Below are 25,552 nucleotides of genomic sequence, written 5' to 3' on the forward strand. Positions count from 1 at the left end.
AATCAATCAGTGCTATTGCTTTTATTGAAGGGCTCGCTTTTAATTAGTTGTTTTAAAAGGTATTTTTATTTTTATTGCCTTTGCGGCCAACAACACTTTCCCAAGAAAAATTGTGATTTTTCTCACATAAATATTTTTACTAGTGAGCATTAGTTTTTCTCATTTTAATTTACCCCATTAAAGTTCTATATTGCCGCCAAATTAGTCTTACCATTTTATTTAAACACCTGCACTAGTCGCCGGACTGGGTATCTTTTGGGTACTCAATATTGCCGCGTGGCCCCCCGATGAATGCAGCGCAGAGACTCAAAATAATTCAATCTGTAGTTAGTTGGCCAAGTCTGAATGGTTAAGTGCATTAAGTAACAATGTGACTAGTGCGAATAAACCCAGTCAACAATGCTGTTATTTGAATGATGGCGAGTCATTATTTATTTTGTCAGTGGGAGAGTAGGTCGTGAAACAGGCCTCTACATTAATGCGCAAACAAGACAGTACATTTGTACCTGTCGCGGGCTTGACCATTTTTGCAATTGCTTCGGGGTATCTAATGAGCCTTATCCCATTATCAATGGGTGGCTTTAATATCGATACAAGTTATGCGGGCTGGTTAGCTAGTGCCTACTATATTGGTTTATTAATTGGGTCAATGATGATCGAACCTATTATTGCTAAAATAGGTCATCGTCTCTCATTTATTGCTTTTTTATTAATGTTGGCGGCAACCGTGGTTATTTTGCCGTGGACACCGAACATTTCTGCTTGGTTACCAAACCGTTTGATTGCGGGGATTGCCGTCGCTGGGATTTTCGTGGTTGTTGAATCGTGGCTCCTGATTGGTGACAGCCCTAAAGAGCGAGCGAAACGCCTCAGTTTTTATATGACATCTCTTTATGGTGGAACCACATTGGGGCAGTTGGCTATTGGTGTTATTGGCACTCAAGGCGCTTATCCATTTATGGTTGTGCTTGGGCTATTACTGCTTGCCGTTTTACCACCACTGTTATTTCGTCAGGGGCAACCAGCATGTGATTCGCATCAAAAACTATCATTGAAAAAAATTGCTCGTCTCAGTAAGCCTGCAATGATTGGTTGTATGACATCCGGAATTTTGATGGGAACAATTTATGGGTTAATGCCTTTATCATTAAAAAATGGCCCATTTAACACTCAACAAGTGGGTGTGTTGATGGCATCAATTATTCTAGGCGGTATGCTGATCCAGCCAGTCGTCAGTAAACTGTCAATTATGATGAGTAAAACGTTGCTGTTAGCGATGGTGTCGTTACTGGGGGTATTTGCAATGGGGATTATTTATATCTCTAACGATTACCTTGTGATGATAGTCGCATTGGCGCTGCTGGGGATGTCTTCGTTTGCACTATACCCAATTGCGATTACGTTGGCCTGTGACAATTTAGATTCTTCTTATATTGTTGCGGCAACTCAAGTTATGTTGTTTAGCTATAGTGTGGGATCTGCTGTGGGTCCATTAGTCGCTGGAACCTTCTTAGAGCAACATAATGGTTTGGTTAACTTCTTCTTTATTGTATTAACGGTTACAACTATTTATATGCTTATTGCCAGTGTGCGTCGCAAAGCGGGTGTATTGGCAAATTAACTATAAAGTTTAAGCCAAAAGCCGTGTTGTTCATTGAGTTAACACGGCTTTTATCGATTAAATAGGGCTATTTCTTTTTATTAAAAGAGATAGCCGCTAATGTTTCACCAACCTCAATATTACCTGTCGCCCCAACAATGCGTTGTTGCCACATTTCCCCTAGTCGAAAATCCCATGATAAAGGTTGAATGACTGTGCGGCCCGCATTTGGTGCAAATGTCAATTCGCTAAAATATAATGTGTCTTCTGACATCAAAAAATCAGCACGGCAATAGTCAAAAGGGCTGACAAGCCGCTGAGCCAACCTTAGCATCTCTTGGAATAACGGAGGCTCTGCAACGGGCTCTAACATATTCGGATAGCCAAATGTCACAGGTTGCAGCTGCCATTGCGTATCATAGATATTAATAAACTCATTACCCAACTCATCGCTATAGTCGATCTCTGCGTACATTGGTTTACCTGCAAAACAGTGGATACGACAGGTCTCGGGAATGAGCTTTCTATTTTTGTTTGCAAACAGATCAATATATGATTCACAAATTATTTTGGCTTTAATATTTTTATAATGCCGTTCACGCGTGATGTAATACAAATTTTTCATTAAATGAAATGAAAGCTTGTCTTTCGCTTTTTGTAGATTAAATTGTGCTTTATTGACACAAATAACACTACTACCACTATCATGATTACATTTCAATACGAAACGTTCTGGTAATTTATCAATATTGATTTCATTAACGTCATTATAGGTGGCTAAAATTGGTACTAAATATTGGTCCCCAATTTTTCGAGAAACATATTCCCTGACTGCCAGTTTATCGGCTAATTGTGTATATAACGGATTTCGGTCATATATCATCCGATAATTGACTTTCTCATTAAAGCTTTTGGGAGTATCAAAATTAGGGGTATAACCGATTTTTTTCCTAAACTTATTAGTGAGATAGAGCTTATCACTAATAACTACCGAACGTAGTTTTTTGAGTAAATATTCGACTTTTTTCATATGAGTCGCCAACCATTCTTTATGTTATTTTTAATATTTTTTTACAATTTGAAATTGTTTGAAGATTATATTTCTTTAAACATAAATAGATATTAAATATGAGGGCTATTGTTAATAAATCTGCTTTTATAATTAATTTTTTCTTAAGGTTGCTTTTAATATAAACAAAAAATCAATAACCTTAACTCGTCTAAGGTATTACACCTAAGATTTATCCTTTTTTATATCAAAATTCATCGTTTTATTTTTATACTCAATAAATTGAGCCTAGAGATAAGTTATCGTATCACCCGTAACCCCGCTAAACCTTAAGAAATAATTTAATTCGAAACTATTAGTTAGCTAATCAATGATTAACCATCTATATTTAAAACGTAAAATTAATCAAATGTATGATGAGGTAACAGTGATGAAAACTAACGAATTTTCTCAGCCTTATTTATTGCTACTCGATATAATCAACCCTGCAATAACACAGTTTAATAAAACAACGAGGGAGACTCACAACCTCGTTGAAGGGTTGGGTGGTACGCCTGATGGTATAGATGTTGATCCTGTAAGACGTTTGATTTACTGGAGTAATATGGGAGATGACTTTGATGCTGATGATGGCTCTATCAATGTGATGAATTTTGATGGAACAGCCAGAAAGATGCTGATAGGCAATGGTCAAATCAGAACGCCAAAACAGCTTCAACTTGAGCAACAATCACAACGATTATATTGGTGCGACCGAGAAGGAGGGAAAATTAGTTCATGCAAAACCGATGGATCCGATTTACAAACTCACGTTGAACGACCACGCAATAATCAAGGTAAAGTCGATATATTAGACCAATGTGTGGGAATTGCCCTCGATGTTGCAAATAATTGGCTCTATTGGACACAAAAAGGTACTGCAAAAGGTGGGCTAGGTCGTTTATTTCGAGTGCCATTACAGCCAAAAGCCAATTATCATCCATCCGATAGGAAAGATATTGAATTATTACTCGACAAGCTTCCCGAGCCTATTGACCTATTAATTGATGAAGAAAAGCAAATTCTGTATTGGACAGATAGGGGCGGGGAGCCAAATGGTAATAGCCTAAATTGTGCGGAAATGACGGAGCATGGGTTGGCTAATTATCGAGTGATTTGCCGAGGTTTTAACGAAACTATCGGCTTAACGTACGATAAAAGTGCTCAATTGATGTATATTGCCGATTTACTTGGCGGGGTTTATCAGGTCACTTTAGCAACTGGCAAAGTCGATAAACTACATCAAGGTAAAGGTTATACAGGTATAGCACAGTATGCGGGTTAGGTATGACCACTTTTATGCGTTTTTATATGGTATATAAAAATAAATTAAAGTATTTCTATATTGACTGATCCTCTTGTCCACCATTATTCACAATTAAGTTTATTTAATGGTGGGCGGAAAGAGAGACAAGGCCTGTCGAGCGACTATTTTGTTTTATGGTTATCAGTCGTCACCCATTTGGATAGAATAATTAAGCCTTCATGCACTGTAAAACCATTACGGCGATAATAACTTTCCGATGGAAAACCTTTCTCAGTATTTAGAATAATAGCGTTAAGATTGCATGTAACGCATTGCTGTTCGATATATTGCATAAATGCACTACCTAGCCCTTTACCCTGAAAATCAGGATGAATAAATAGCTCATCAATATAGTATTCAACCCCTTGATTCCATGGTTTTTTAAAACCAAGGCAAGCACCAACAATGCGCTTTTCTATCTGTATAACATAACCCATAAAATAATTATTACCTAAATGATGGGTAATAAACTCAATTATGGGGTGATGTGATGGCCATTGTTCAAACCAAGGAGCAGAGCTGTAGGTTTCACAGTAAAGTTTTGCGCACTCTTCAACCATTTCGCTGGTTAAAGTAATAAAATTAGCAGGAGGTAGCATGTATATCATCACCGTATTATTTTTTATTGTAATAGTTTATCAACAGAGTCGCACTATTAATACGTTTTAAATGCTCTGTGAGTGATAATAAGAATGGTGTATTTTATACTGATTAATAGATCTGGCTATGTTAGTAATAATGGCAGAATGGGGGGGTATTCGAGTCGTTACATGAAATTAATTTTAATATGTGTATGGATATATAGCTAAAAAACAATTATTACTTTTGCCCATCATAGCCTATTGAAAATGAGTATTCATTATTTTTAAAGTGAGTCTACAAACACGTTTCGAAGATAAGAATAATCAGTGAAGTTGTTGAAGGTCTATTTGTTATATGTGAGTTATAATAATAATTTCTTTTAAATAGGTTTTTATAGCCTTATAGTTATGATTGAATTAGAGTTTGAATTAAACCAAAGGGGATGGATACGAAAAGATGGTTAGTGATATCAATGCTATTATCATTGAGTAGTACTGTATTAGGCGCTACAGATAGATATGATGATTATTTATCTAGAATAAATAGTATTTGTAAAAAACATCCTGAGCCAGCAAATTGTGAAGATGAGGTCAATATTCTTTTACAAAATGTGCTTATGAATGGTGACATACTCTCACGGTGTGAAAAAGAGGAAGAAACGGGAACAATATCTACAGAATGTAAAAATTTCGCTGACTTTTGGATGTATTTGACCAAGTAATGATGTTTTTTAATGAGGAAAAGGCTTTAGCATACATTACATTTTTCGCAGTCTTAAGCCTGAGAGGGATAACATATTCTGGAAAATATTTAGAACATCAATACAAACCTGATAATTTTACTATACAGTAGATAAATATTGTGACTTGATTATGAATTAAGGTTCTGGGTATTAATTAAAATTATAATGCGGTCTGATAAACGTTATTTTTAAAACTATCTGCTGAAGGTTAATTTCTGGAAATAATCCGATGCAGTAACTTGTTGCTTGAATGGTATTAAGATAAAAAGTCATCTTTAATTAAGTGATGACTTTTTATTTAATGAATTTTTAAATGTTGTATTATTTAGCCACTTTTTGAGAAATTAGAAGCCCAACGCCTGCACTAGCTAATAGACCAGAACAGGTGCGATTAAAAACCTTTTTAGCATTTGGTTTTCTTAGTAACTTCTTCATATGTAAACCTAACCATGCATAGAGCATGATTGCAATGAATTCAAGTAACAAAAATAAAGAGCCAAGTGCTAGAAATTGGGATTCAGTTGGTAGTTGTGGATTAACGAATTGAGGAAGAAAGGCAGTGAATATGAGTATCGCCTTTGGATTTCCCGCTGCGACCAAAAATTCTTGCCTTGCTAATTTTATTATCGAACTATTTTTCTTGGTTTCTTCAAATTTGAACTCATCAGTTGGAGAGTTCCATAATTGGTATGCAAGCCATAGAAGATAAGCAACGCCAGCAAATTTGATTATGCTGAAAATGACTTCTGATGTCTGCAAGACAACAGCTAAACCAAATGAAGCTAAAATAAGCATAATCACAAATGCGAACAACCTACCAATTCCCCCCGCACAGGAGTATGCAAAGCCATAGTATACTGCATTGTTAACAGAAAGCAGGTTATTAGGCCCAGGTGCTAGGTTCAAAGCAAAACAAGCAGGAATAAAAAGAAGTAAAGTTGAAAGTTCCATATCTGTCCAATAGTGTTTTTAATGTATGTTTGCATACCAATCATACATATAAGCAGAATAACAATCATCTTGAAAGTCGCCCAGTGCGGCTTTTTTGTATCTGTCGACCCAGAATGACACACAACACTTCACGTTCATATAAGAGCCTTAAGTCGGATTTTTATTAACTTTAATCATAAAAGATGACATCGATAAAGCATTTTTTCTAGATAAAAAGTCAAATGATGTCATTATGGTTGTTACTGAATCAGAAAAAATATCTAACATTAAAGATATTGTTGAAGACTGTGAGCTTTATATTGTTGTTACAGATGACAATGAAAATTCAGTATAATATAAATGTACGGATGATAAAGGTAATGAACAAAAGTACAGTACAAGTGGAGAGCCTATTCAGTGATTCCATATGCGATTTATTTTATCTTAACCATATTGGGAATTGTTTTTTATTTTAAGATTAGAAATCAGTATTCCTCAAAGTTTAGGCCAACTAGCAAGTTAATATATGTACGACGATTTTTAATCGTTTATTGTTATATTGTTGGCGCATATGGTATTTATCTAACAACAAAACAGAGTGAAGAGACGATTGTTAATTGGATGATGTTTGGTTATTCAGTCATTATTTTGTTATGCTATTTAAAAATGATATGGAAGCTAGAGTCTTTCCGTAGTAAACGGTAATCATCATGTCCTATTAGCCACTATAAGTTATTAGTGGCTTGTTTCTTATAGTGCACGTGTATTTAGTATGCATTCTAGGTAATATTACTGTTTGCTCAGCTTCTCTAACTTACTGTTTTTTAAGTTATTATTGATGGCGGAGTCTGAATTCGTCGCGTAACTAAATGATTTTATAGTGCTAATGTTCAATTCAACTTTTCAAAAGTGCCTAAAAATATTTTGATTGATTTTTAGGTTGCTTATTGCTTAAAGTTGATATTTGTATATTGTATCCCTTTGGCTAGTAGCACACAATAGCGTTATTAGTCTTGCTGTTATAATCATAAATTCGTTAATACGAATTTATTTATACTAAATGAAAATTATATTCATTCTGTATTAATTTATTTCTTTATATTATAATACATGACACTTAATAATTAATTTTATGTACGTCAATAAATGCTTTTTGCTTGGTTTTCTAGATATTAGATAATTATCAAGTTAGTTGCTATCAGAGAGTTGACGGAATATGATGGTCTATTAATGGTAGTTAACCTGATAAACTAAGCTCAATACGCTTTTGGATGTTTTTAATTCAGGAATAGGTTATAGATCAAATGGCGTGGAATATGAGTATATGTAGGGATAGTGATCAATTAGAGTTAAGCCACATACTCCCTAGGTTTATATTTAAATATGCAAAGTTATCAGCACTAACAGGGCATCTTAGAAAAACTGAAAATCCAAATAAGATATCTCAAGATGGAAAGAAAGTTTATTTTCTTTGTAAGAAATGTGAATCTATTTTTAGTAGCTGGGAGAGTTATTTTTCTAAAGAAATCTTTTATCCTTTAGAATATAATGAGAAAAAAGAGTTTGAATATGATTATAGGTTAAATAAATATTTAGCATCAGTTAGCTTTAGAGTTTTATCATATGTATATGAAGTTAATTTAAATTATTTTTCTTATGAGGAAAGTAAAGAAATAATTAAAGCCATTAAAAATTTGAGAGGTTATTTATTAGGTTATAATCCTCATCCTAAGGAACAGCGACAGTTATTGATTCTTTTAGATAAGACTGATGATAATGATGACTTAAATATATATTTAAATAAGGCTATTGAGTTTGACTTTGTTAAAGTGGGTAGTGAGTTATTTATTTATATTAAATATCTTAGATTTCTACATTTATGCCCTGTTAAAATAAATTCTAATAGAGGATGGAAAAGTGCTAGAATTAATAATAGTTCTGGTGCGCTCTCAGTAAAAGATCAGGAACTACCTAATTATATCCAAGATAAAATTAATAATTCTATGGTTTTTTTTCAAGAAAAAAGAACTCTTTATCTTCAAACCAAAAAAAAATAGAAAATAGAAAATAGAATAATCGAGTCATTATCTAGGGAAAAGTAAAATCAAACCCCACATATAATTTAACTATGAGGTTTGATTTCTTTATTTAATCCATTCTAATGGAATTAATCCATCATTCTCATATTTCCAACGCGCTGATTCATGAATGTTTTTCACGTCTCCCCATATGGTTCGATCAGCATGCTCCAGAACGATAATTTGAAAATTATAGTTATTTTCCTGAATAGCATGAGCTAGTACTTCAAATATTTTTTTTGTAGCACTAATATCATTTTCTCTAGTATTCTGTATGATTTTCATTTTATTAGCATCATCTAGAATATTGTCTCCAGATTCAGCACTTGGAAAATATACTTGACTAGGTTGATCTATGACTAAAAAACTGAATGGTGGCAATTTTTGATTTTCTTCTTTAGAAAAATATTCATGGAATGCTAAAAATGTAGATATATGATACCCCATCCAATTAGCGCCACTACCTATTTCCCAGAGATATTCATATTTTTTTAAAGTAGGGTGGAAGAAACTCAGTGTTAATTCTTTTTTATCAAACTTAATTTCCCCACTACGTTTAAGGTTAAATTTATCTGCATATTTCTCTATCAAATTATTGATTGTTAAATAGGTAGTATATTCATCATTATCAAAATTTTTATTTTCAAAATATTTTTTTATGGGCGTCAATTCTTTGTTTATTTTTTTCATTTGCTCGCTTATATGGTTGTTATTACTTATTTTTTCAATAGATAGTAGTTTCTCTTGTATTTTCCCAATAACAATATAAATATTATTTAGTGAGTCCGTATTTTCTTTATCCATATTTTCCAAAGATATTTTTTTTATTCTTATTGAATGTAAATCACTTTGTAAATTTCTTAATTGTATTTTAAAATTGTTTAACTCTCTGTCTTCAATCGGGTTATCAAATAAAGCATCTGATAATGAGTTGATTGAATTAACTTTTTTCTCCAAATTATCAATTACTACATGCAATGATTCAGTTTTTGAACCACATGCAATACATTCATGATTTGGAGCTAATGTTTCTTTAAGCCACTCAAAACCAACGGTGCGTTTTTGTTCTCTCTTAATAGCATTAGTAAACTCTTTTCCTTTAGATAATAATTGTTCATAATTTATTATTTGCGTTTTTAAGTCATCAATACTTCTTTTTTTCTCTTCTCCTTGGAGGATCAAGTCATTTATTAAGCTGTTATGATGCTCATAATTTGGTTTTTTTAATACATCTAGAATTTTTCCGTCTAAGTATTTTTTATTTATGAATTTTAAATTTTTGATTTTTTCTTGCGTATCTATATTTTCTAAATTTGAAATTAAGCCTAATTCAATGCATTCTTGCCATAATATTTCAATTTCTAATTCCCAATTAGATAGAGCATTTCTATGAATTTCTAACTGCTTATTCAGTATATTTAGTCTCTTTTCTAGGTCACTGCGTTCCTTTTCTTTTACCATGTACTCACGGTCTATAATACCTAATGCAAAGGGCATCACTCTCTGTAATTTTTCTTTATTTTGGTAAGAATCAGCTTTAAAGAACAAAGTATAAGGATTAGCTACGATATGTTGCGGCAAAAAATTAAATGCAGCCATATCTCTGTAAGAGGCTCGGGAATCAAAACCGGGATTTTTATCATCATCAGATTGATGTAAATCGCTTAATTGAACTAGTTGATTAAATTTTTTTTTGAATGTAACCAAATTATCAGTAGCAGTTAATTCTGATGGTATTTCATCAGAATATGTTGAAAGATAAAACTCTTTACTAACTGACTTATTGTCAGGAGTTCTACGTGCTATAAGTCGTTCATGCCCTTTTATATTAACTTTTATACCAAACCATGCTACTGACTCTCTGATTATACCAACAGGTATTGCACATTTACTTGAACCTAAACAATAATCAATTATTGATATAACAGATGATTTTCCAGTTCCGCTAATTCCATGTATGATATTTACTTTATTCTTTTCAAAGAAAATTTCTTGAATGTTATTCTCAGAGTCAGATGGCCAAAGAATAAGTGAGTCTATCATGAATTTCATAGTTATTTCTCTAAAATTAAATTATAAACTGTTGGTGTATCCATATGATAAAACCAGTAAGCTAATCGCGTGATCGCACGAATCATATCTGAAGGTAATTGTGTCTTTATATTAGCAGGCCATTTTTTCTTGCTTCGTTGAAACAATATTTTGTTATTGTTACTTTCTCGTATTAGTAATCCAGATGAAACGGCTAAATTTAATCCTTGAAGTGTTATTCCTGAGTAGTTATTTACGCGATTTTTAAAATTGAATTTAATAAGAGGATTGTCTTGAATTACAGTATTTAAGGGAGTTGTTCTTTTTTTTGATTTTATGGTATCACAACTAAGTTTGTGCCAAATAAATGGAAGAATAAGTAAACATTGCATTAAATCAGGTCGGCGATTAGCAATGGATATTTTTTCATATTCCTCAGTAAATAGCACAAATAGAAAACAAGCAAAAGAACTATTGTTAATTATATTTTTATCTGTATAAAACATAGCTACTTATCCTTCTTATAATTATCATGCCAATAGATAAAATAATTACTTTCATAATCATTTGCTAACGCATGATAATTTCCAATCGTAAAATAAGAATTAGTTGTTTCATGCCCATTTATGGGAGCGTTATAATCAGGGTTTACTGTTTTAGAATATATATTTTGATAGTGAGGTAAATCTTTTCCATTACTATTAACTATTGTGTTTAAATTTATATTAATCCATCGATTATATAGCTGGTCATCACGATCTTCCCATGCTGAAATAGGTGTTTCACCTGCTTCTTGTAATCTTATCTTTTCCGAATAAAAGGCCCAGTAGTATTTTAACGCTAAATTGCATGCATCAGTATTATGGCCAATACTTTGTAATTGTTCTATAAAGATATGATTTTTTGAATTGTTATCATTGTTTAAATATTCTTGAAATGAAGTTTTAAAGAATGGTTGCTCAGTAAATTTTCTCCTTTTTATTTTATATATTTCATTCTCTAATAATTTAAAAATAGGATCTTTTGTTAGTAGAACTGGCTCTTTTTTTCTCCAAGATGTTTGGCATTTATCTACGATAAAACCGATCAGGGTTTGATAGAGATAGTTAGCATGTTCATTACATTCTGATGTTAAATGAAATAAATTAATTGTTGCTTGTTTTAGTGATTCGCCTGATGTAGTTCCATCATTATCAAGTAGGACAATGCATTTAATTAGATATTTTAAATCATCTTCAGGATAATTAATTACTTTTTCTGCGATTTCTTTTGTTTTTCCTGAAATCGTCTCTGCTTGATTTTTTAATTCTTTAATTGCTTTAATTATATCTTCATCATTTTCAGCAATTGAAATTTTTTTGGCTAGTGTTTTTTTTCCGACAGATTTATTTGTGACCAAACAATAAGTTATTTTTTCATACTTATTTTTATAATCATTTATTGTCGATAGCCATATATGTAGAGTGTGCCAAAAATTTTTATTGCTATCTTGATAGGGTTGACTATTTAAAGCGATTGAGTGTTTATCTTGCTCAAAAATGACATGCAGTTCACCATTGCTATATGTGATCTCTTCTACAACATCATCAGCAGTTTCAACGCTAAATACGGCTGAACTATGTTCGCTTGAAAATATTCGATAGAGAACTCGTTCTATCTGATAAAGAAAACCTAAAAATTTAGAACTTGCTTCTTGAGTTATCATCCTTTGATTATTACCTGTATAAAATCACATGGTTAAATTTATTTAAATAAATTAACATCTCAATTTTTAGTATGTTCTTTACATTTAAGCGTAATTTTAATCTTTATGCAATCACATATTTAGTAGGTGATAAATGTTACAACTAGTTATTTAATAGATAGTAGGTGTATTATATTTTTCTCGGTTTAAGAGAGTCATCATCTGATGTGATTGCTATTTTTTCTGACGTAATATCATGTGGTTACATTAAGTTATTTTTATTCCTATAAGAGCTAGAGGTCAAGGCTAGATATATTAGGATCTAATATTTTGGGGTATGTCCACTCCCCATTAATTGAGACACTTCAACTTAGAGTTTTCTAACTGTTTACGATATACCTCTGGTGGGAGGTGATTTAAGCTTTCGTGCGTTCGATTTTGGTTATAATCTTGTTGCCAAAACCACACCATTTCACGTACTTGGTATAATGACTCAAATAAATACGCATTTAAAAATTCACGGCGGAATGAGCCATTAAAACGTTCGATAAAGCCATTTTATTGTGGCTTACCGGGTTGAGTATGACATAGTTCAATCTGATTATTTGTACAATAATTCAATAGGTTGGTTGAAATAAGCTCAGGTCCATTATCCACGCGTATTTGTTTCGGCACTCCTCTGTCGACTTTTAAGCGTTCAAGCACTTTAATAACCCGTTCAGCTGGCAACGATGTATCCACTTCAATCGCCAAACATTCACGTGTTCCTTCATCAATAATATTCAATGTTCTGAAACGCTTACCACAATATAAACTGTCATGTACAAAATCCAATGCCCATTGAACATTCGGGATTTTTTCAATCACTAAGGGGCTTTTTCTCGTTTCGGCAGTATTTTTTAACTCGCCGTTTCAGGTTTAACCCCAAACGGCAATAAACGCGATAAACTCGTTTATGATTAAACGGATAACCTTCAAATCGTAGCCGATAATAGCATTTCCAGAAACCCGACTGAGGTGATTTCGTTAAAATCGCTTGTATAGCATCAATCATCACACTGTTTTTTACGCCAATCTAACAACTGACGATAAAAAGTGGCTCATGACAATGATGTCAGTTTGCACACTTTAATGACTGATAAACCAGCTGCCTTTAATGATTGCTCAGCCATCACCAACCCTTTTTTGCGAAAAGCGCCTTCATCGCATGGTTTTCAAGGCTAACTTCCGCAAAGAGCTTTTTAAGTCTGGTATTCTCATCTTCAAGCTCTTTAAGCCTTTTAATATCAGCAGCCTCCATACCACCGTATTTTGATTTCCAATGGTAGTCCATAGATATAATAAGTCGCATTACTGATCCCATTTAGACGACAAATGTCTTCCACTTTCATCCCTGAATCAGCGAGTTTTAAGATATTAACGATTTGAGTTTCAGTAAAACGAGCTTTTTTCATCATGACCTCTGCAATTTTTAAGGCAGAAAATCTAATTATCGCTGTCTCATTTTAGGGGAAGTGGACAAAATGAGTGAAAAGAATTTCAGAGGATTACAGTTTCTAGATCGCCTATTGGATCGCCTTAAAAACACAACGCAATGAAAAAATATAGAAATTTTACATTTTACGTGGAGTTGACTGGATCACGGAATTAGCCGCATAATTTCAAAAAGTCAGTAATTATGCGGCTTAGAGAAAATGGAGAACAAAAATTATGACTGGTATAATTAAAGATTCGAATATAAGAGGTATAACCTTAGATAATTATCTAAGAAGCCAATTAGATATTTGATTAATGATAATTCATTCTATAATTACAATCTCCACACAGACCAGAGCAATCTTGGTCATCCTGTGTAAGGATGACATCACATGCATTGCAGCGAGTGTAACCTAGTTCGTAACCACACCAACGACACTCTTGTTCTTGGATAACAAATGTATCATGCATGCATTCTACACACCCCTCGTAGGTTGGTTCATCTCCATTAGGGGGCCAATAGAAAAAATTGTGGTCAAATTCGTTTATTAGTAAAGGTGCAATAAGGTCGGAGTAGTTACAGGAAACACAGTTATATTTAAATTTATCTTCATCTGAATCAACGGCATAACCATTCTTAATATCTTCACTGTTTGCCATTAAAAGACTGGAACCACACTCTTGACATTTGCATTCATTTAAAAATTCAAGCATTCCTAAAGGGATGTTCGCATTCTGCCAAGATTCTTTGCATTCAGTGAGTTTCTTTTGGTAAAAATCTTGATGCTCAAGCATTATTAACCAAGATGAGCCTAATAATTCTGTAGGGTTTTCGCTTAATTCATTAGTGATAAAATCGTTTAGGATAGGGAATAAATCTGCTACAAAGTTAGCAAGCTCGCCATGTGAGTTTCTAGGATGTAGGTGCTCTAAATCATTACGACTTTTTTGTAATTTTAAAATCGCATCCCAATTAACAACAATTTCAAACTTTTCAAATCGTTGTTTGATACCTTCTACGTCAATTGTTGTTTGTTTGAATTTTCCGTCGGGTTTCCAAATTACCCCACCTTTCCCATCAGGATGAGGTAATATTTTATGTGGAGGTGAGAATATTAATTGATAAGCTTCTTCTTCTGAATTTACAGATATGATGATTCGGTATTTAAATAGTAGAAGCATTCCTGCATAAAGATTCCGTATCGCTGATAGCGTGCGAAATGGATTTCCGCCATCATCAAGAGGTAATTGGGATTTTTTGAAATCTTCTATGCCTAGCTGTATAGAGATTAAGGCATTTTCATAAAGCTTTTCAGCACTTAATGTCTGAGATTGCTTTTCATTCATGAGAACTCAACCTTCATCAATAAATTAATATTCTACAATATGTTTTTTATGGAGTGGTGGACGCAAAGTGGACATTAGATAAAACAAAGGGGCTGCGTTTTCACGCAACCCCTTGATTTATTTGGTGGGCTGGCGGAATTGGAATTGGCTATGTAATAATTTGATAAATAATGTTATTTGCATTTATTGTTTTTGTTTTTACTACCAAATTTACTACCAAAGTATTTTTCTAGGGGGATTAGACCGAGGAGGGGAAGAGTATAGTATTTTTATAAATACATTTATCTATTTTTGCTTGTCCCGCTGTCCCGCTGTCCCATCTGTCCTATATAGTATATATAAATATAAAAATACTATATATATTATATAGTTAAATTACCTACCTAACGTACATATCATGGGACAATGCACGGGACACCCATTTTTCTGTGTCCTAATGCGTTACCCCTCCTCGGATTGTACCTAATAGGTGTGGCTGAATTGTAATCTGTGCTTTTCTGTACCAGTTTTTAGATAAAGCATAGTAAGATTTTTTTCTTAAAAAATTATTATCTATATAGTAACTATAAAAATAATAAGTAAGATTGATAGTATAGTACCTTGGGATAGTGACTATTTAGAGCGAAAATTGTGTATACTGCTGGTAGTAAGAATAATACATTATTAATGTACTGTTACCTTGAGAGTAAAATATGGAAAATAATTATTTTGAACCGATAGACCCTTTAAAAGCTAAGCAAGTTGCGGATACGGAAGTCGCTGTGAACGCTTTAAAAAGAGAAATTACTAATATATTAACATCTTATGTGGGGTGGTTTGACCCATTCTGTGAGTTAATTCAAAATTCCTTAGATTCATTAGAGGAAAAGATTAATAACAGTCCTATTTCCTCAAGTTATAAGCCAATAATTTCAATTATTATCGATATACAACAAAATAGGCTGACAGTTAGTGATAATGGTATTGGGTTAACAAAGCCAAAGTTTGAACAGTTCCTAGCGCCCTGCTTTTCATTTAAAACAGAAGGACAAGCTAGAGGGCATAAAGGCGTTGGTGCAACATATCTTGCCTATGGTTTTAATTTTATGCAAATTTGCACAAGAACAGAAGATTTTGCAGCAATAGGTAAAATGATCGGTGCAAGAGATTGGTTATCGGATAAGTCTCCAGCAGCTAACCCTACGATTATTCCTGATAGTAAAGGAGCTATAGATATAATATTTAATAATTTTGAAACAGGTGTATCTATAACGGTTGGTTTCGATAAATCAACAAATCCTAAAGAGCTGAGTTGGATTGATGCAAGTAGTGCTAAGCAGTGGCGTGATATATTATTAATAAAAACTGGTCTGGGTTCTTTTTTTAAGTGCGAAAAAATAAATGTTGAATTAACTGTTATATCTAAAAATGGTGAGAAAACATGTGAAAAAATATTTGAACCAGAATATCTTTGGCCTCATTTAATTCCTCGGGTATCAAAATCATTCGAACTAGCAAACTTAGATATAGAAATTGAAAAATTATTTTCGGTTAGAGGTATTAATCCTAATATACCATCTAAAATGAAAAATATAGAAGGTATATATCATAATTTCGATGCTACCAATATAGAGAGTAGGCTTAAATTATCACTTGATGATATAGAGTTATTTCAAAAACATAATGTCAAAATTTATTTTTTTTATAGCTATACAGCAAAATTATGGACATGGTATAACGAAGATTTAGAGTTAAGAAAAGGCTATAGGGTTTTACAGCCAGGAATACAGATATGCGCAAACAGGATGCCCCAAGGAGAGATTATTCAGGTTCCTTTGAATAGAAATATTGGTCGACAAAATCAAATTCATGTAGTTATTCATTTTGATAACTGTTCTGCCGACATGGGAAGAAAAGGGTTCCAAAATCAAATAGTTGAGTTTTCAAAGCGAGTTTCAGCTAGTATAATTGATAGTGTCATATCTAGTAAATATTCTAATTTCTTTAAGCCAGTTACAGGAGTAAATCCAAATCTAAAAAGACAACTTGCCGTTAGTCAATGGAAGAAAGAATTTGAAAAGCATGAAGAAGAAAGTCCTTTATCATTGATAAATAAAAATTTTTTCAATCCAGTTAATGAGATATCGATATCTTCTATACCGACTAGAGAGCAAGATGTAATTGCATTATTTAATCAATTATTAGCAGGAGGGGTGATTAGAGGGTTAAAAATAATGTCAACAAATGAGCGTTTTACATATGATGGCATGTTTAAGATTGAAGTAAAAAAACCAGATGAAAATCATTTGTATGATCGTGAAAAAAATCCATTAGGAATTTCATCGGAGTACTTAGAGTCCTATTTAGATGAAGCAGAATCATGGATTAGTGAACCGAAAATTTTAGAATACAAGTTTAGCCTTGATGGTTTAATAGAAAATATTGAGTCTGGAACGAAAAATTCGAATGATATTGATTTAGTTATTGTTTGGGACATAGGTAAAGATTATCAGCAACAATATAATATTGTTTCATTTCTAAATGATGAGAATAGAAAAGAACGTAACTATCATGGTTTAACTCATCGCTTAATACATCCGACTAGTGGTCAACCTGAAATGGACGTTATATGTTTGAAGGATTTGATATTATATCTTAATGATAGAGAAAATACTATTCAGGAACAAATAAAATTATATGGTTGAATATTAATAAATATAGCGTTAAAGTAATTAATTTATGCATGGCTTAATACTATAAGCATAAAGGTTTGGCTTCTGACAGGTAAGGTATCTAACATTAGTCTGTGTTGGGTATTCTGAAATTTTCCATAAGTAGTTTTTATATTGTTTTGTCTCAGATTATCATGGATAATTACTAAAATTTACGAAAGCTCTATAATAAAACATTAACTTGACATAGAGCTTTTTTATTTTACCATCTGATATTATTGTGATTTTTAGATGTGATGGGGTTTCTACCTGTACTACCATATATAATTATTGGAATGCTTTTTTTAGGTGGAACTAATTTAGCTGAATCAGAATTGCTAATGTTTGGTTGATATGAATTAAAGTTTTCATGAAGATAATGAAATAACTCATGAGGGTACTCCAAATCAACATCTTTAATGAAAGATATTACTTTATTTCTATTTTCCCCATATATATTGGAATAACTACTTGGAGTACTATATTCTTTTGCTATATCAATTATATTGTTAATCAGCTTACTCCATGGGTCATTGCTTTTACCAAGTGTAAAACTTTCACCAATATGTATTTTTGTATTGATTTTAAAAAAATAAGATAACAGCTCTCCAAACGTTATATTAAAGGGGGCATTATATTCAGGTCTTGCACACATCCAATGAGCTTTCCATGCATTGCTATTTATTGTTGTAGGGCATACCGCAAATCCACCATACGCTAGTGGTGGAACAGGCATTGGAAGTTGGATAGAAGATAGCACACTTAATTTATCTCCAGATGTTTTGTATAGATCAAATTTAGGCCAGTTTCTTAATAAAGCTAATTCTTTTAAACTGCTATTATTTTGAGTTTTCCCCATATAAACAGGAACTTTAGGAATTTTTGAAGATTTTGCTCTTTTGGCTTGCAAGAAAAAAGCTGAGGATTGTATGCTATTGCTACTTGTATCATTGTGAATATCAATAAGTAGGGCATCTCCTAATTCAACTTTTTGTGTTATAAAATTACCATGGTGATCTGCCACAGTTCCTATAAACTTTGCCAGTGGTATTTTATCAATCCATGTTACACTTATCACTGAATTGATAAGTTGTGATGAATTTCCACGTGCATTGTGATTTTCTTTTAAAATAGTATTAAGAACATGGTCAGAAAACAATTTAGACATTTGACCTAATTCAGAGGTCTGATTATTTAATGTTGATGCTTTTTTTATAGCGACATCAATTTTACTGTGGTAACTCAAATTAAGCTCCTTTTAATAATGAGGATAATATAAAAATACTACAATCTGATGTTTATGCATTAATAGTACAAGTATTGCCTAACTAAGGAATAGTTGCTATTGATGCTATATTACAATTCCCACCCAAAACGTACTAATTCTTTTTTGACTAAGCTTTGTACTGTAATGACATCTCTTAAGTTAGTATGCTTACTACAAAATATTACGTATGCCTCAATGGGTGTATAGCGTTCTTTATAGAAAAAGTAATTTCTCAGTGGATGTTTTTCAGCTGCATAGACAGGGCTGGTGGGGCATTGATATTTTTTATCTATCCAAGATGAAAATTGGTCAATTGTTAGGTCATATATTTTGCTATCTATTTCAACCCAATAATGGTGTACATTTCGTTTTCTAGTACTTCCTAATACAACTTCAATTTTGGATGTGGGAAAGTTTTGTGATGCTTCTAACCCGAGGAGGATTGAACTTCCTTGGCAACAATTTACAGGAAAATCAAAAAAGAAAGGAAAACCCATACTATCAAGTTTAGTATGGGTCTTTTCCAATACTTCTCGGAGATCAGATGCTAATTTAATGGGTTCAATCATTTTTTTCATGATAAGCCATACGTAAAATATGGCTTAAATAATTTTATTTGCTAAAAAGATTAACTACATTGTCGGTATCGTGCTTTACTATTATATCTCTAGGTGTTGACGTGTCATTCTTTAGTCTCGCCAGATGGACAACATCGGCTTTTTCACCAGATAAATACCCCTCTGGGAGATAGGTAAGCATTTCAATATCAGTATTAGATAATCCAATAAAATCTGATAATCCAGACAATGTAACAATACCAGCTGAAACAAGTAGTTCTAATGTTCTTTTTAATAGTCTTGGCTGTTCAGGGACTCTGATATCATCCCCTGGTTCTGCCTTAACGCCCCAACGGCTAGATAATCTCTTATATAAATTTTGCTTTTCCTCATCACTTATAAAACCTAATGCATTTCCACGCATTATTGTTGCTGCAACAGAAATAATAAAACGCTGCTTAATTAGTAATAAGCTATCAAGAGTCGGTGGTAATCTTATTTCATTAGCAAAGCTTTCAGCGGGTAAGAGTAACGCTCCAGCAAATTTATGCGCTTGGCTTTCCTTTAATTTATATCTTTCTGGCTTTAATTCATCCTTGGTATTTTTATGAAGTATTAGATGACCAATTTCATGAGCTAGATCGAAACGGCTTCTAAATGCATTACCTTTATCCGCTGCAAGTAAAATAATTGGACGATTAGTATTCTTATTCCAAGCAGATAACCCTTCTATTTGAGCTACCCCTGTTTCTTCTCTAATTAAAATGATTCCGTTACTTTCGGCAGCTAAGGCAAGATCAGGGATCATTTTTGAACCAAGATTCCACATTTTACGACACTCAATAGCGGCTTCCTCTATATCTGAATCTGAAATTTGGTCTATGTTAGTAAAGTTTCTTTCGGGAATGTTAAGCTCGGGGAAGTCAACGTATTCCTCTAGCGTACATATTAAATCATTAGCCCATTCCATACGTTTTTCTAACATGGCCCGTGCAGTAGCTAATGCCGAAGCATTACTTCTGAACAAGGGTTTCGAGAGAGTATTGCTAACAGGGCGAGTAAACCATTCAGGAGTAACATTTACGACAGTAGCCAAGCGTTCTAGCGCATCTCTCTCTGGTGCTTGTTGTCCTGATTTCCATTTACTAATTGTAGCAGGAGAGACACCAACCATCGTAGCTAGTTGAGTTTGAGATAATCGACGAGCAGCCAGTACTTGAGCTAAGCGTTCAGCCTGAAATTCAATAATTCCGACACTCATTTCTCACTGTCCTCGGAACCATCTTTCTTGGTAATTCTTTTTTTCAGTTTAGACATAGCGTTATCAATTTGATGTATCTTAGGTTCGTAATGAACTAAGAATGTATTGATTTCTTCTTGAAAAATCCAACAGTTACCATCTGAGCTAGGGACGACTAATTCAATCTTTATAGGGGCATCAGGGCTTTGAGTCAAAGAACCTGAATAGTGGCACATAATAAATAAGGTTGCCTTGGGTATTGATGTTGGTTTTGAGAACAAATCAGGTTGAATTATTGTTTCAATATGTTGATTATCCGCAATTAATTGTTGTTTTCTTTTACTGTTAAATAACTTTTTCCTTGTAGAAGCGTTAGAGGTTTCTTTAGCGATTTTAAATATTCCACTTTGTGCTTCAACAATTTTATTACTAGATAATTTTACTGGTGAACAACCATTAGCTTCAAATACTTCATGGAATACTTCATTCAATTCTAAATGCCTTTCCATACCAAGGGCATAAGAACGATGCCCTTCATGCTTTATCTTTGCTTGCTTATAGGCTCGTTCTGATGCAGTAAAAATCCCATCCCTAATACCAATGATTAGTGATTGTGGTATGTTTTTTACTAAGAGTTCAATTATTTCATCTTTAGCATTCGTCATTGTGTTAGATGCCTTTATGTAATTATATTTCGTTAATCGGGATTTTACCCTTAAAATGTTTCGAGTGTCTAGTGGTATTAAAAAATACTTGCTTCTATCGGTATCAATTCGATATAGTGATTTTGTACTAGCAAAATCTAGTATCAGGATTGAGACCCTGAAATAGTTACTGGCGACACACGACGCGCCAGCGTCTTTTTTGTGTCTATGCCTACGCATACCTATTAAATACGGTATTATACCGTTCCGAATCTATGGTGGCGTTGGCGGGGCAGCCTTCGGGCTGGCTGGAATCCAGTAACTCCAGTAGTCTCAACCCTGTCAACGTCACCACCCCTTTAGAGATTGAGACCTCTCGTGGTGACTCCCTAACTAAGTTACTGGAGATCATCTTTATCATGGCTACCCCTGCCCAAACTCATCCTAAATTTATATGGCGCTTTTTCTCCTGCCAACAATTTAAATATTTCATTGTTGAAGCCACCAGCGAACAAGAAGCGCGTTCATTACTTCCCGACTCACCTTGTGTATTTTCTGCGCGTATTCGTCAGGAGGTGGGACATGCCTAATCAACCTGTTTTTGCTACTCCAGCGGATGTTATTCGCCCAATTGCTGCAGCATTAGAAGCGGCTCAGTTCTTGGCGTTAGACCCTCAAGCTAAAGATCTCTCTAATGATCTAATCGCATGGGCGCAAGAAACAGCCGCGCTTATGGCTATCAATATGCAAAACGAAAAGCCAATTGATGATTAGTAATTGGTGTTAGAGGGGGAATATTTCGCGGAGTAGGTAATTTTTTGCAACTTTGCCTTATTCGTGTCTATTCCCCTCTGCACATGCACAAGTCTTATAAGCGGTAATTAGCCAGCGTACCTTTTCAGCGTAAACCGAATAATACCGAATAAAGGTGAATACAATGACAACGGGTGAATCAATGCTAACGAAAAAGGAAGTAAAAGCTTTACTGCATTATAAGTCTGATAGTGGCTTTCATGAGTTTTTAAAAAGAACGCCTACATTTCCAAAGTCCGTCAAGTTAGGGCTAAGGCGTGTAGGGTGGGCGGCTAGTGAAGTCGATGCTTATTTAGCCGCCCAGCTTAGTTCTCGCGAGGATAACTAACATTATGTCTAAATACTCTAACTCACATATTGCAGTTTTACAGCGTTGTAGCGCAGCTAAAGCAGAAACATTTTCATCAGATATAGGCATAGAAAAACGTTATGGCGACATGGTTGTCATGGACTCGAGTTTTGTTAATCGGGCTGTACGTCGTCGTATAAAGGCTAATGAAAAAAAACGTAATAAGAAATTAGGTAGTTAATATATGGCAGATAAAATCTACTATTCCCGAGGTCGGGATAAGTTCGACATTACGCCCGAACAGCGGTGTGCAGAGGATGAGGACGATTTTATCAATAAAATTCTGTCCGATACCGCTAAAGCAAAATATCAGCAGTATTTTTGTGCTCCAATGGCAATAGGTGAACATCCTCGAGGGCAAGATCCAAAAGAAAAGTATCCTGAAAAGTTTCAAGGTACTAAACCTTGGCGCTTATCTTTACTTGCCTCTAAACGTCGATTCATTAGCTTTGATTGTGACAGCTTTGATAGTCCTAAAACCTACCAAGCACTGATCAGTTATTTGCAAAAAAGGTATAAAGGACTTTTATACACCACATTCAACTACACCGTAGAAGCTCCTCGATGCCGCTTTGTGCTGCTGTTGAATAGTGAGGTTGACCGCAATCAAGGGAAACTAGTCAGTAAAGCTATTGAAGTAGAAATTAACCAAGCTTTGAGTTCACTAGCTGAACAGCTTGGTGACTCTTCATGGAGTCCAACCATTGGGTGGGATGAATCGGTATATCGTGCAGAACAACAGTGCTATTTACCGATAAAGAATCCGTTGAATAAAGAAATTAGGAAAGGCGTACCAATTACTGATGCAATTACCTATATATTCGATGGTGAGCTAGTCAACGTTGCAGAATGTTTAGAGTGTGCGGATACGCAAGAGCTAAAAGCACCTAAAACATATGAGCTGAACACTGATGATTTTACCGATTTTGATAATTGGCTTGATGTTGATGAACATACCTTAGCCGATTTACAAGATGCTTTGTTTTTTCCGCCAATGGTTGAAATATCAAAAGGTGGGCGCACTGACTGGCAAAAAGTGTTAGCGGCACTCGGTAGTCTAAAAAATACGCCTTATGAAGATGAAGCCTATCAACTGGCTTTATCATGGTCTATCGCTGGCGGTTCTACATTTGATGAGCAAGCATTCGAGGAGACTTGGGCTACATCTAGAGCAGATTTAACCAGCTATAAAGCTGTTTTTGCAAAAGCAGATCGCTTAGGTTGGGTAAACCCACAAAAATTAAGACCTTATCTTGAGCTTAAAAAAGTCGGGTTATACATGACTGATGAAGGGTTAATGCTCAATAAAGAGGAAGGGACAGGTAAGAATAAAATCATTGTTACTAAGCAAGTTTCCGCTTTATTTTCAATTCGAGGCTTAACGCGTGATGCGTATAGCGATAACTGGGGTAAGTTAATTACGTTTAATGATAGGGATTCTATACAGAAGCAATTTATTGTTCCCGATGAACAATTACATAAACAAGGTACGGATATCCTCCAGCGACTCGCTAACTTAGGCTTGTGGATTAACATTTCACAAAGTAGAGCATTACTTGATTACTTCAATATTACAACAGCAAAAGAACGCATTACATTGGCAGATACGACAGGTTGGTTTAATGCTCATGCATTTGTTTTACCCGATAGAACAATTGGCCCTACTGACGATAAGATCATGTATCGTTTATCGGGTAGAAAGAAAACCGAAAGTAGCCAATTATCACAATTAGGTACATTAGAAGAGTGGCAAGAATATATTGCGGCTAAGTGCGTTAATAACACTCGATTAGTTTTTGCGGTCTGTGTGGCACTATCTGCACCATTGTTAGACGTCCTAGGTGTAGATGGTGGAGTATTTAGCTTAAAAGGCCCATCTTCCAAAGGTAAGAGTACAGCTCAACATACAGCGGCTTCTGTTTGGGGTAGTGGTGCTACAACAGGTGGCTATGCACATAGCTGTAATACTTCACTAGTTGGAATTGAAGTTCTGGCCACCGCACATAATGACCTTCCATTAATATTGGATGAGCTGAAAGCGGCTAACCCTAAAATGGTGGGGCAAATTGCTTATATGTTGGCACTTGGGCAAGGTAAAGTCCGAGGAACTAAAGATGTTACTTTACGTGATACTCTACAATGGCGAACGCTTGTTCTAGCTTCTAGTGAAGATGCTTTTGAAAACTATCTCAAAGCAGCAGGTGAAGCTATAGCTGCAGGTCAGCAAGCTCGATTTGTTGATATACCTGCGATTGTTAGTGATGAGTTGGGTGTGTTTGATGATATCCACTCGATGTCTTCTGCTAAAGCATTTGCTGATAGTCTTAACACATTATCAACTCAATACTATGGTTCTGCCGGCATTCACTGGCTCGAAAAGCTGACACATATTGAACGCTCAGAGTTACTACCAAAGCTTGAGGCATATATTACCCAATTTAAGACTATGTATCGTCCCGATAATGCAAGCTCTCAGCTTGACCGAGTATTAGAACGTTTTGCGCTATGCGCGGCTGCGGGTGAGTATGCGACTGAGTTGGGTGTAACTGGTTGGGGCAATGGTGAAGCTATTAATGGGGTAGGGGAGTGCTTTAATAGCTATGTTGAAGAACGAGGAACGGTAGGGGACTTAGAAAGTGTTAATGGTATTAGGCAACTTTGCGCCTATTTGAGTACACACCGCGAATCTCGCTTTAAGCAGATAGGCGTCAATTCGTCGTTATCTACCTTTGACGGTTATTATGTTCGCAATCAAACTCCAGAAGCTTCAATTGGTGATTTTATTGATGAATCAACGGATATCACTGATGAAGTTATAGATGCTGGTGGGGTGTATTGGGTAACGGCTGATGCTATGCGAGATAGGGTATTAGCCAACTGTAACATGGAAATGACATTAGCCGAGCTGCATAAAGTTGGTGCGCTAATTGGTGTTAAAGAAGCCCAAGAGCTAAATGGGCAGTTTAAATTTGAGTATAACCCAAGAGCTTACAACCCTATCGACGGTAAGCGGAAGCGTTACTATCGTATTGATGAAACGAAGTTAGAATTATGATAGATGCGTTGATGTAAGGATATTTGGGTAGTGTTCAAGAAAGAACACTACCCAAATAAATAATATAATTTTGGTGAAGTAGAATAAATTCATATTTTATGTACATAATTATA

The 25,552-nt window shown here is 34.3% G+C and carries 21 protein-coding genes and 1 pseudogene; 10 read left to right on the forward strand and 12 right to left on the reverse strand.

What is annotated here, in order from left to right; genetic code table 11:
• Window positions 1-478: 478 nt before the first annotated feature.
• Entirely contained in the window at window positions 479-1,621 is a 1,143-nt protein-coding gene (locus PR699_RS14405) for an MFS transporter (protein WP_004921609.1), read from the forward strand.
• Between the two features lie 67 nt (window positions 1,622-1,688).
• On the opposite strand, the gene PR699_RS14410 is transcribed toward PR699_RS14405, so the two are convergent.
• Window positions 1,689-2,630, reverse strand: a complete 942-nt coding sequence (locus PR699_RS14410; RefSeq protein ID WP_014656368.1) for an ATP-grasp fold amidoligase family protein — start codon at window positions 2,628-2,630, stop codon at window positions 1,689-1,691.
• A gap of 409 nt (window positions 2,631-3,039) precedes the next feature.
• Here PR699_RS14410 and PR699_RS14415 point away from each other — a divergent pair, with 409 nt between their 5' ends.
• Window positions 3,040-3,933, forward strand: coding sequence for a hypothetical protein (locus PR699_RS14415; protein ID WP_014656367.1), 894 nt, complete (start codon window positions 3,040-3,042; stop codon window positions 3,931-3,933).
• Between the two features lie 143 nt (window positions 3,934-4,076).
• Here PR699_RS14415 and PR699_RS14420 read toward each other — a convergent pair whose 3' ends face one another.
• Window positions 4,077-4,553, reverse strand: coding sequence for a GNAT family N-acetyltransferase (locus PR699_RS14420; protein WP_014656366.1), 477 nt, complete (start codon window positions 4,551-4,553; stop codon window positions 4,077-4,079).
• 425 nt (window positions 4,554-4,978) lie between these two features.
• Here PR699_RS14420 and PR699_RS14425 point away from each other — a divergent pair, with 425 nt between their 5' ends.
• Window positions 4,979-5,257: a hypothetical protein gene (locus tag PR699_RS14425; RefSeq protein WP_041705021.1), complete on the forward strand. Its 279-nt coding sequence runs from the start codon at window positions 4,979-4,981 to the stop codon at window positions 5,255-5,257.
• 342 nt (window positions 5,258-5,599) lie between these two features.
• Here PR699_RS14425 and PR699_RS14430 read toward each other — a convergent pair whose 3' ends face one another.
• Entirely contained in the window at window positions 5,600-6,229 is a 630-nt protein-coding gene (locus PR699_RS14430; protein ID WP_004921590.1) for a LysE family translocator, read from the reverse strand.
• Window positions 6,230-7,512: 1,283 nt separating this feature from the next.
• Between PR699_RS14430 and PR699_RS14435 the strand changes: the two genes are divergently transcribed.
• Complete coding sequence (locus tag PR699_RS14435; RefSeq protein ID WP_102957342.1) at window positions 7,513-8,265, forward strand: hypothetical protein; 753 nt, start codon at window positions 7,513-7,515, stop codon at window positions 8,263-8,265.
• A gap of 87 nt (window positions 8,266-8,352) precedes the next feature.
• On the opposite strand, the gene PR699_RS14440 is transcribed toward PR699_RS14435, so the two are convergent.
• The 5 genes and pseudogenes from PR699_RS14440 to PR699_RS14460 form a co-directional block, all read right to left on the reverse strand.
• Complete coding sequence (locus tag PR699_RS14440; protein WP_102957343.1) at window positions 8,353-10,338, reverse strand: DUF3732 domain-containing protein; 1,986 nt, start codon at window positions 10,336-10,338, stop codon at window positions 8,353-8,355.
• Between the two features lie 2 nt (window positions 10,339-10,340).
• A complete protein-coding gene (locus tag PR699_RS14445) occupies window positions 10,341-10,823 on the reverse strand; it encodes a three component ABC system middle component (protein ID WP_004921577.1) in 483 nt (160 codons plus the stop codon).
• A gap of 2 nt (window positions 10,824-10,825) precedes the next feature.
• Window positions 10,826-12,022, reverse strand: coding sequence for an ABC-three component system protein (locus tag PR699_RS14450; protein WP_004921574.1), 1,197 nt, complete (start codon window positions 12,020-12,022; stop codon window positions 10,826-10,828).
• Window positions 12,023-12,352: 330 nt separating this feature from the next.
• A pseudogene (locus PR699_RS14455) lies at window positions 12,353-13,455 on the reverse strand (IS3 family transposase).
• Window positions 13,456-13,789: 334 nt separating this feature from the next.
• On the reverse strand, window positions 13,790-14,824 hold the full coding sequence (locus PR699_RS14460) for a hypothetical protein (RefSeq protein WP_004921562.1): 1,035 nt from the start codon (window positions 14,822-14,824) through the stop codon (window positions 13,790-13,792).
• Window positions 14,825-15,516: 692 nt separating this feature from the next.
• Here PR699_RS14460 and PR699_RS14465 point away from each other — a divergent pair.
• Entirely contained in the window at window positions 15,517-17,508 is a 1,992-nt protein-coding gene (locus PR699_RS14465) for an ATP-binding protein (RefSeq protein WP_154598777.1), read from the forward strand.
• Between the two features lie 229 nt (window positions 17,509-17,737).
• Here the strand turns inward: PR699_RS14465 and PR699_RS14470 are convergent, their stop codons facing one another.
• The 4 genes from PR699_RS14470 to PR699_RS14485 all read right to left on the reverse strand — a co-directional run bounded on the left by PR699_RS14470 (window position 17,738) and on the right by PR699_RS14485 (window position 21,243).
• Window positions 17,738-18,760, reverse strand: a complete 1,023-nt coding sequence (locus PR699_RS14470) for a hypothetical protein (protein WP_014656359.1) — start codon at window positions 18,758-18,760, stop codon at window positions 17,738-17,740.
• 110 nt (window positions 18,761-18,870) lie between these two features.
• Window positions 18,871-19,359, reverse strand: coding sequence for a hypothetical protein (locus PR699_RS14475; RefSeq protein WP_014656358.1), 489 nt, complete (start codon window positions 19,357-19,359; stop codon window positions 18,871-18,873).
• Between the two features lie 34 nt (window positions 19,360-19,393).
• Window positions 19,394-20,599 carry an ImmA/IrrE family metallo-endopeptidase gene (locus PR699_RS14480; protein WP_014656357.1) on the reverse strand — a complete coding sequence of 402 codons (1,206 nt, stop codon included), beginning with the start codon at window positions 20,597-20,599 and terminating at the stop codon, window positions 19,394-19,396.
• Complete coding sequence (locus PR699_RS14485; protein WP_014656356.1) at window positions 20,596-21,243, reverse strand: hypothetical protein; 648 nt, start codon at window positions 21,241-21,243, stop codon at window positions 20,596-20,598. The genes PR699_RS14480 and PR699_RS14485 overlap by 4 nt, the downstream gene beginning before the upstream one ends.
• A 254-nt stretch (window positions 21,244-21,497) precedes the next feature.
• Here PR699_RS14485 and PR699_RS14490 point away from each other — a divergent pair, with 254 nt between their 5' ends.
• The 5 genes from PR699_RS14490 to PR699_RS14510 all read left to right on the forward strand — a co-directional run bounded on the left by PR699_RS14490 (window position 21,498) and on the right by PR699_RS14510 (window position 25,439).
• Window positions 21,498-21,812, forward strand: coding sequence for a host cell division inhibitor Icd-like protein (locus tag PR699_RS14490; protein WP_014656355.1), 315 nt, complete (start codon window positions 21,498-21,500; stop codon window positions 21,810-21,812).
• Entirely contained in the window at window positions 21,805-21,996 is a 192-nt protein-coding gene (locus tag PR699_RS14495; RefSeq protein WP_014656354.1) for a hypothetical protein, read from the forward strand. Before PR699_RS14490 ends, PR699_RS14495 begins: the two co-directional genes overlap by 8 nt.
• Before the next feature lie 163 nt (window positions 21,997-22,159).
• Entirely contained in the window at window positions 22,160-22,363 is a 204-nt protein-coding gene (locus PR699_RS14500; protein WP_014656353.1) for an AlpA family transcriptional regulator, read from the forward strand.
• A 4-nt stretch (window positions 22,364-22,367) separates the two neighbouring features.
• Complete coding sequence (locus PR699_RS14505; protein ID WP_014656352.1) at window positions 22,368-22,565, forward strand: hypothetical protein; 198 nt, start codon at window positions 22,368-22,370, stop codon at window positions 22,563-22,565.
• Window positions 22,566-22,568: 3 nt separating this feature from the next.
• Window positions 22,569-25,439 carry a DUF927 domain-containing protein gene (locus PR699_RS14510; protein WP_014656351.1) on the forward strand — a complete coding sequence of 957 codons (2,871 nt, stop codon included), beginning with the start codon at window positions 22,569-22,571 and terminating at the stop codon, window positions 25,437-25,439.
• The last annotated feature ends 113 nt before the right edge of the window (window positions 25,440-25,552 follow it).

Origin of the sequence: Providencia sp. PROV268, from assembly GCF_028477805.1 — a bacterium.
Classification (GTDB): Bacteria; Pseudomonadota; Gammaproteobacteria; order Enterobacterales; family Enterobacteriaceae; genus Providencia; species Providencia stuartii.

What these genes read in the sequence shown, in the direction of transcription:
- PR699_RS14405 (WP_004921609.1), top strand. Translation starts at nt 479, where the DNA reads ATGCGCAAACAAGACAGTACATTTGTACCTGTCGCGGGCTTGACCATT.
- PR699_RS14410 (WP_014656368.1), bottom strand. Translation starts at nt 2,630, where the DNA reads ATGAAAAAAGTCGAATATTTACTCAAAAAACTACGTTCGGTAGTTATT.
- PR699_RS14415 (WP_014656367.1), top strand. Translation starts at nt 3,040, where the DNA reads ATGAAAACTAACGAATTTTCTCAGCCTTATTTATTGCTACTCGATATA.
- PR699_RS14420 (WP_014656366.1), bottom strand. Translation starts at nt 4,553, where the DNA reads ATGCTACCTCCTGCTAATTTTATTACTTTAACCAGCGAAATGGTTGAA.
- PR699_RS14425 (WP_041705021.1), top strand. Translation starts at nt 4,979, where the DNA reads ATGGATACGAAAAGATGGTTAGTGATATCAATGCTATTATCATTGAGT.
- PR699_RS14430 (WP_004921590.1), bottom strand. Translation starts at nt 6,229, where the DNA reads ATGGAACTTTCAACTTTACTTCTTTTTATTCCTGCTTGTTTTGCTTTG.
- PR699_RS14435 (WP_102957342.1), top strand. Translation starts at nt 7,513, where the DNA reads ATGGCGTGGAATATGAGTATATGTAGGGATAGTGATCAATTAGAGTTA.
- PR699_RS14440 (WP_102957343.1), bottom strand. Translation starts at nt 10,338, where the DNA reads ATGAAATTCATGATAGACTCACTTATTCTTTGGCCATCTGACTCTGAG.
- PR699_RS14445 (WP_004921577.1), bottom strand. Translation starts at nt 10,823, where the DNA reads ATGTTTTATACAGATAAAAATATAATTAACAATAGTTCTTTTGCTTGT.
- PR699_RS14450 (WP_004921574.1), bottom strand. Translation starts at nt 12,022, where the DNA reads ATGATAACTCAAGAAGCAAGTTCTAAATTTTTAGGTTTTCTTTATCAG.
- PR699_RS14460 (WP_004921562.1), bottom strand. Translation starts at nt 14,824, where the DNA reads ATGAATGAAAAGCAATCTCAGACATTAAGTGCTGAAAAGCTTTATGAA.
- PR699_RS14465 (WP_154598777.1), top strand. Translation starts at nt 15,517, where the DNA reads ATGGAAAATAATTATTTTGAACCGATAGACCCTTTAAAAGCTAAGCAA.
- PR699_RS14475 (WP_014656358.1), bottom strand. Translation starts at nt 19,359, where the DNA reads ATGAAAAAAATGATTGAACCCATTAAATTAGCATCTGATCTCCGAGAA.
- PR699_RS14480 (WP_014656357.1), bottom strand. Translation starts at nt 20,599, where the DNA reads ATGAGTGTCGGAATTATTGAATTTCAGGCTGAACGCTTAGCTCAAGTA.
- PR699_RS14485 (WP_014656356.1), bottom strand. Translation starts at nt 21,243, where the DNA reads ATGACGAATGCTAAAGATGAAATAATTGAACTCTTAGTAAAAAACATA.
- PR699_RS14490 (WP_014656355.1), top strand. Translation starts at nt 21,498, where the DNA reads ATGGTGGCGTTGGCGGGGCAGCCTTCGGGCTGGCTGGAATCCAGTAAC.
- PR699_RS14495 (WP_014656354.1), top strand. Translation starts at nt 21,805, where the DNA reads ATGCCTAATCAACCTGTTTTTGCTACTCCAGCGGATGTTATTCGCCCA.
- PR699_RS14500 (WP_014656353.1), top strand. Translation starts at nt 22,160, where the DNA reads ATGACAACGGGTGAATCAATGCTAACGAAAAAGGAAGTAAAAGCTTTA.
- PR699_RS14505 (WP_014656352.1), top strand. Translation starts at nt 22,368, where the DNA reads ATGTCTAAATACTCTAACTCACATATTGCAGTTTTACAGCGTTGTAGC.
- PR699_RS14510 (WP_014656351.1), top strand. Translation starts at nt 22,569, where the DNA reads ATGGCAGATAAAATCTACTATTCCCGAGGTCGGGATAAGTTCGACATT.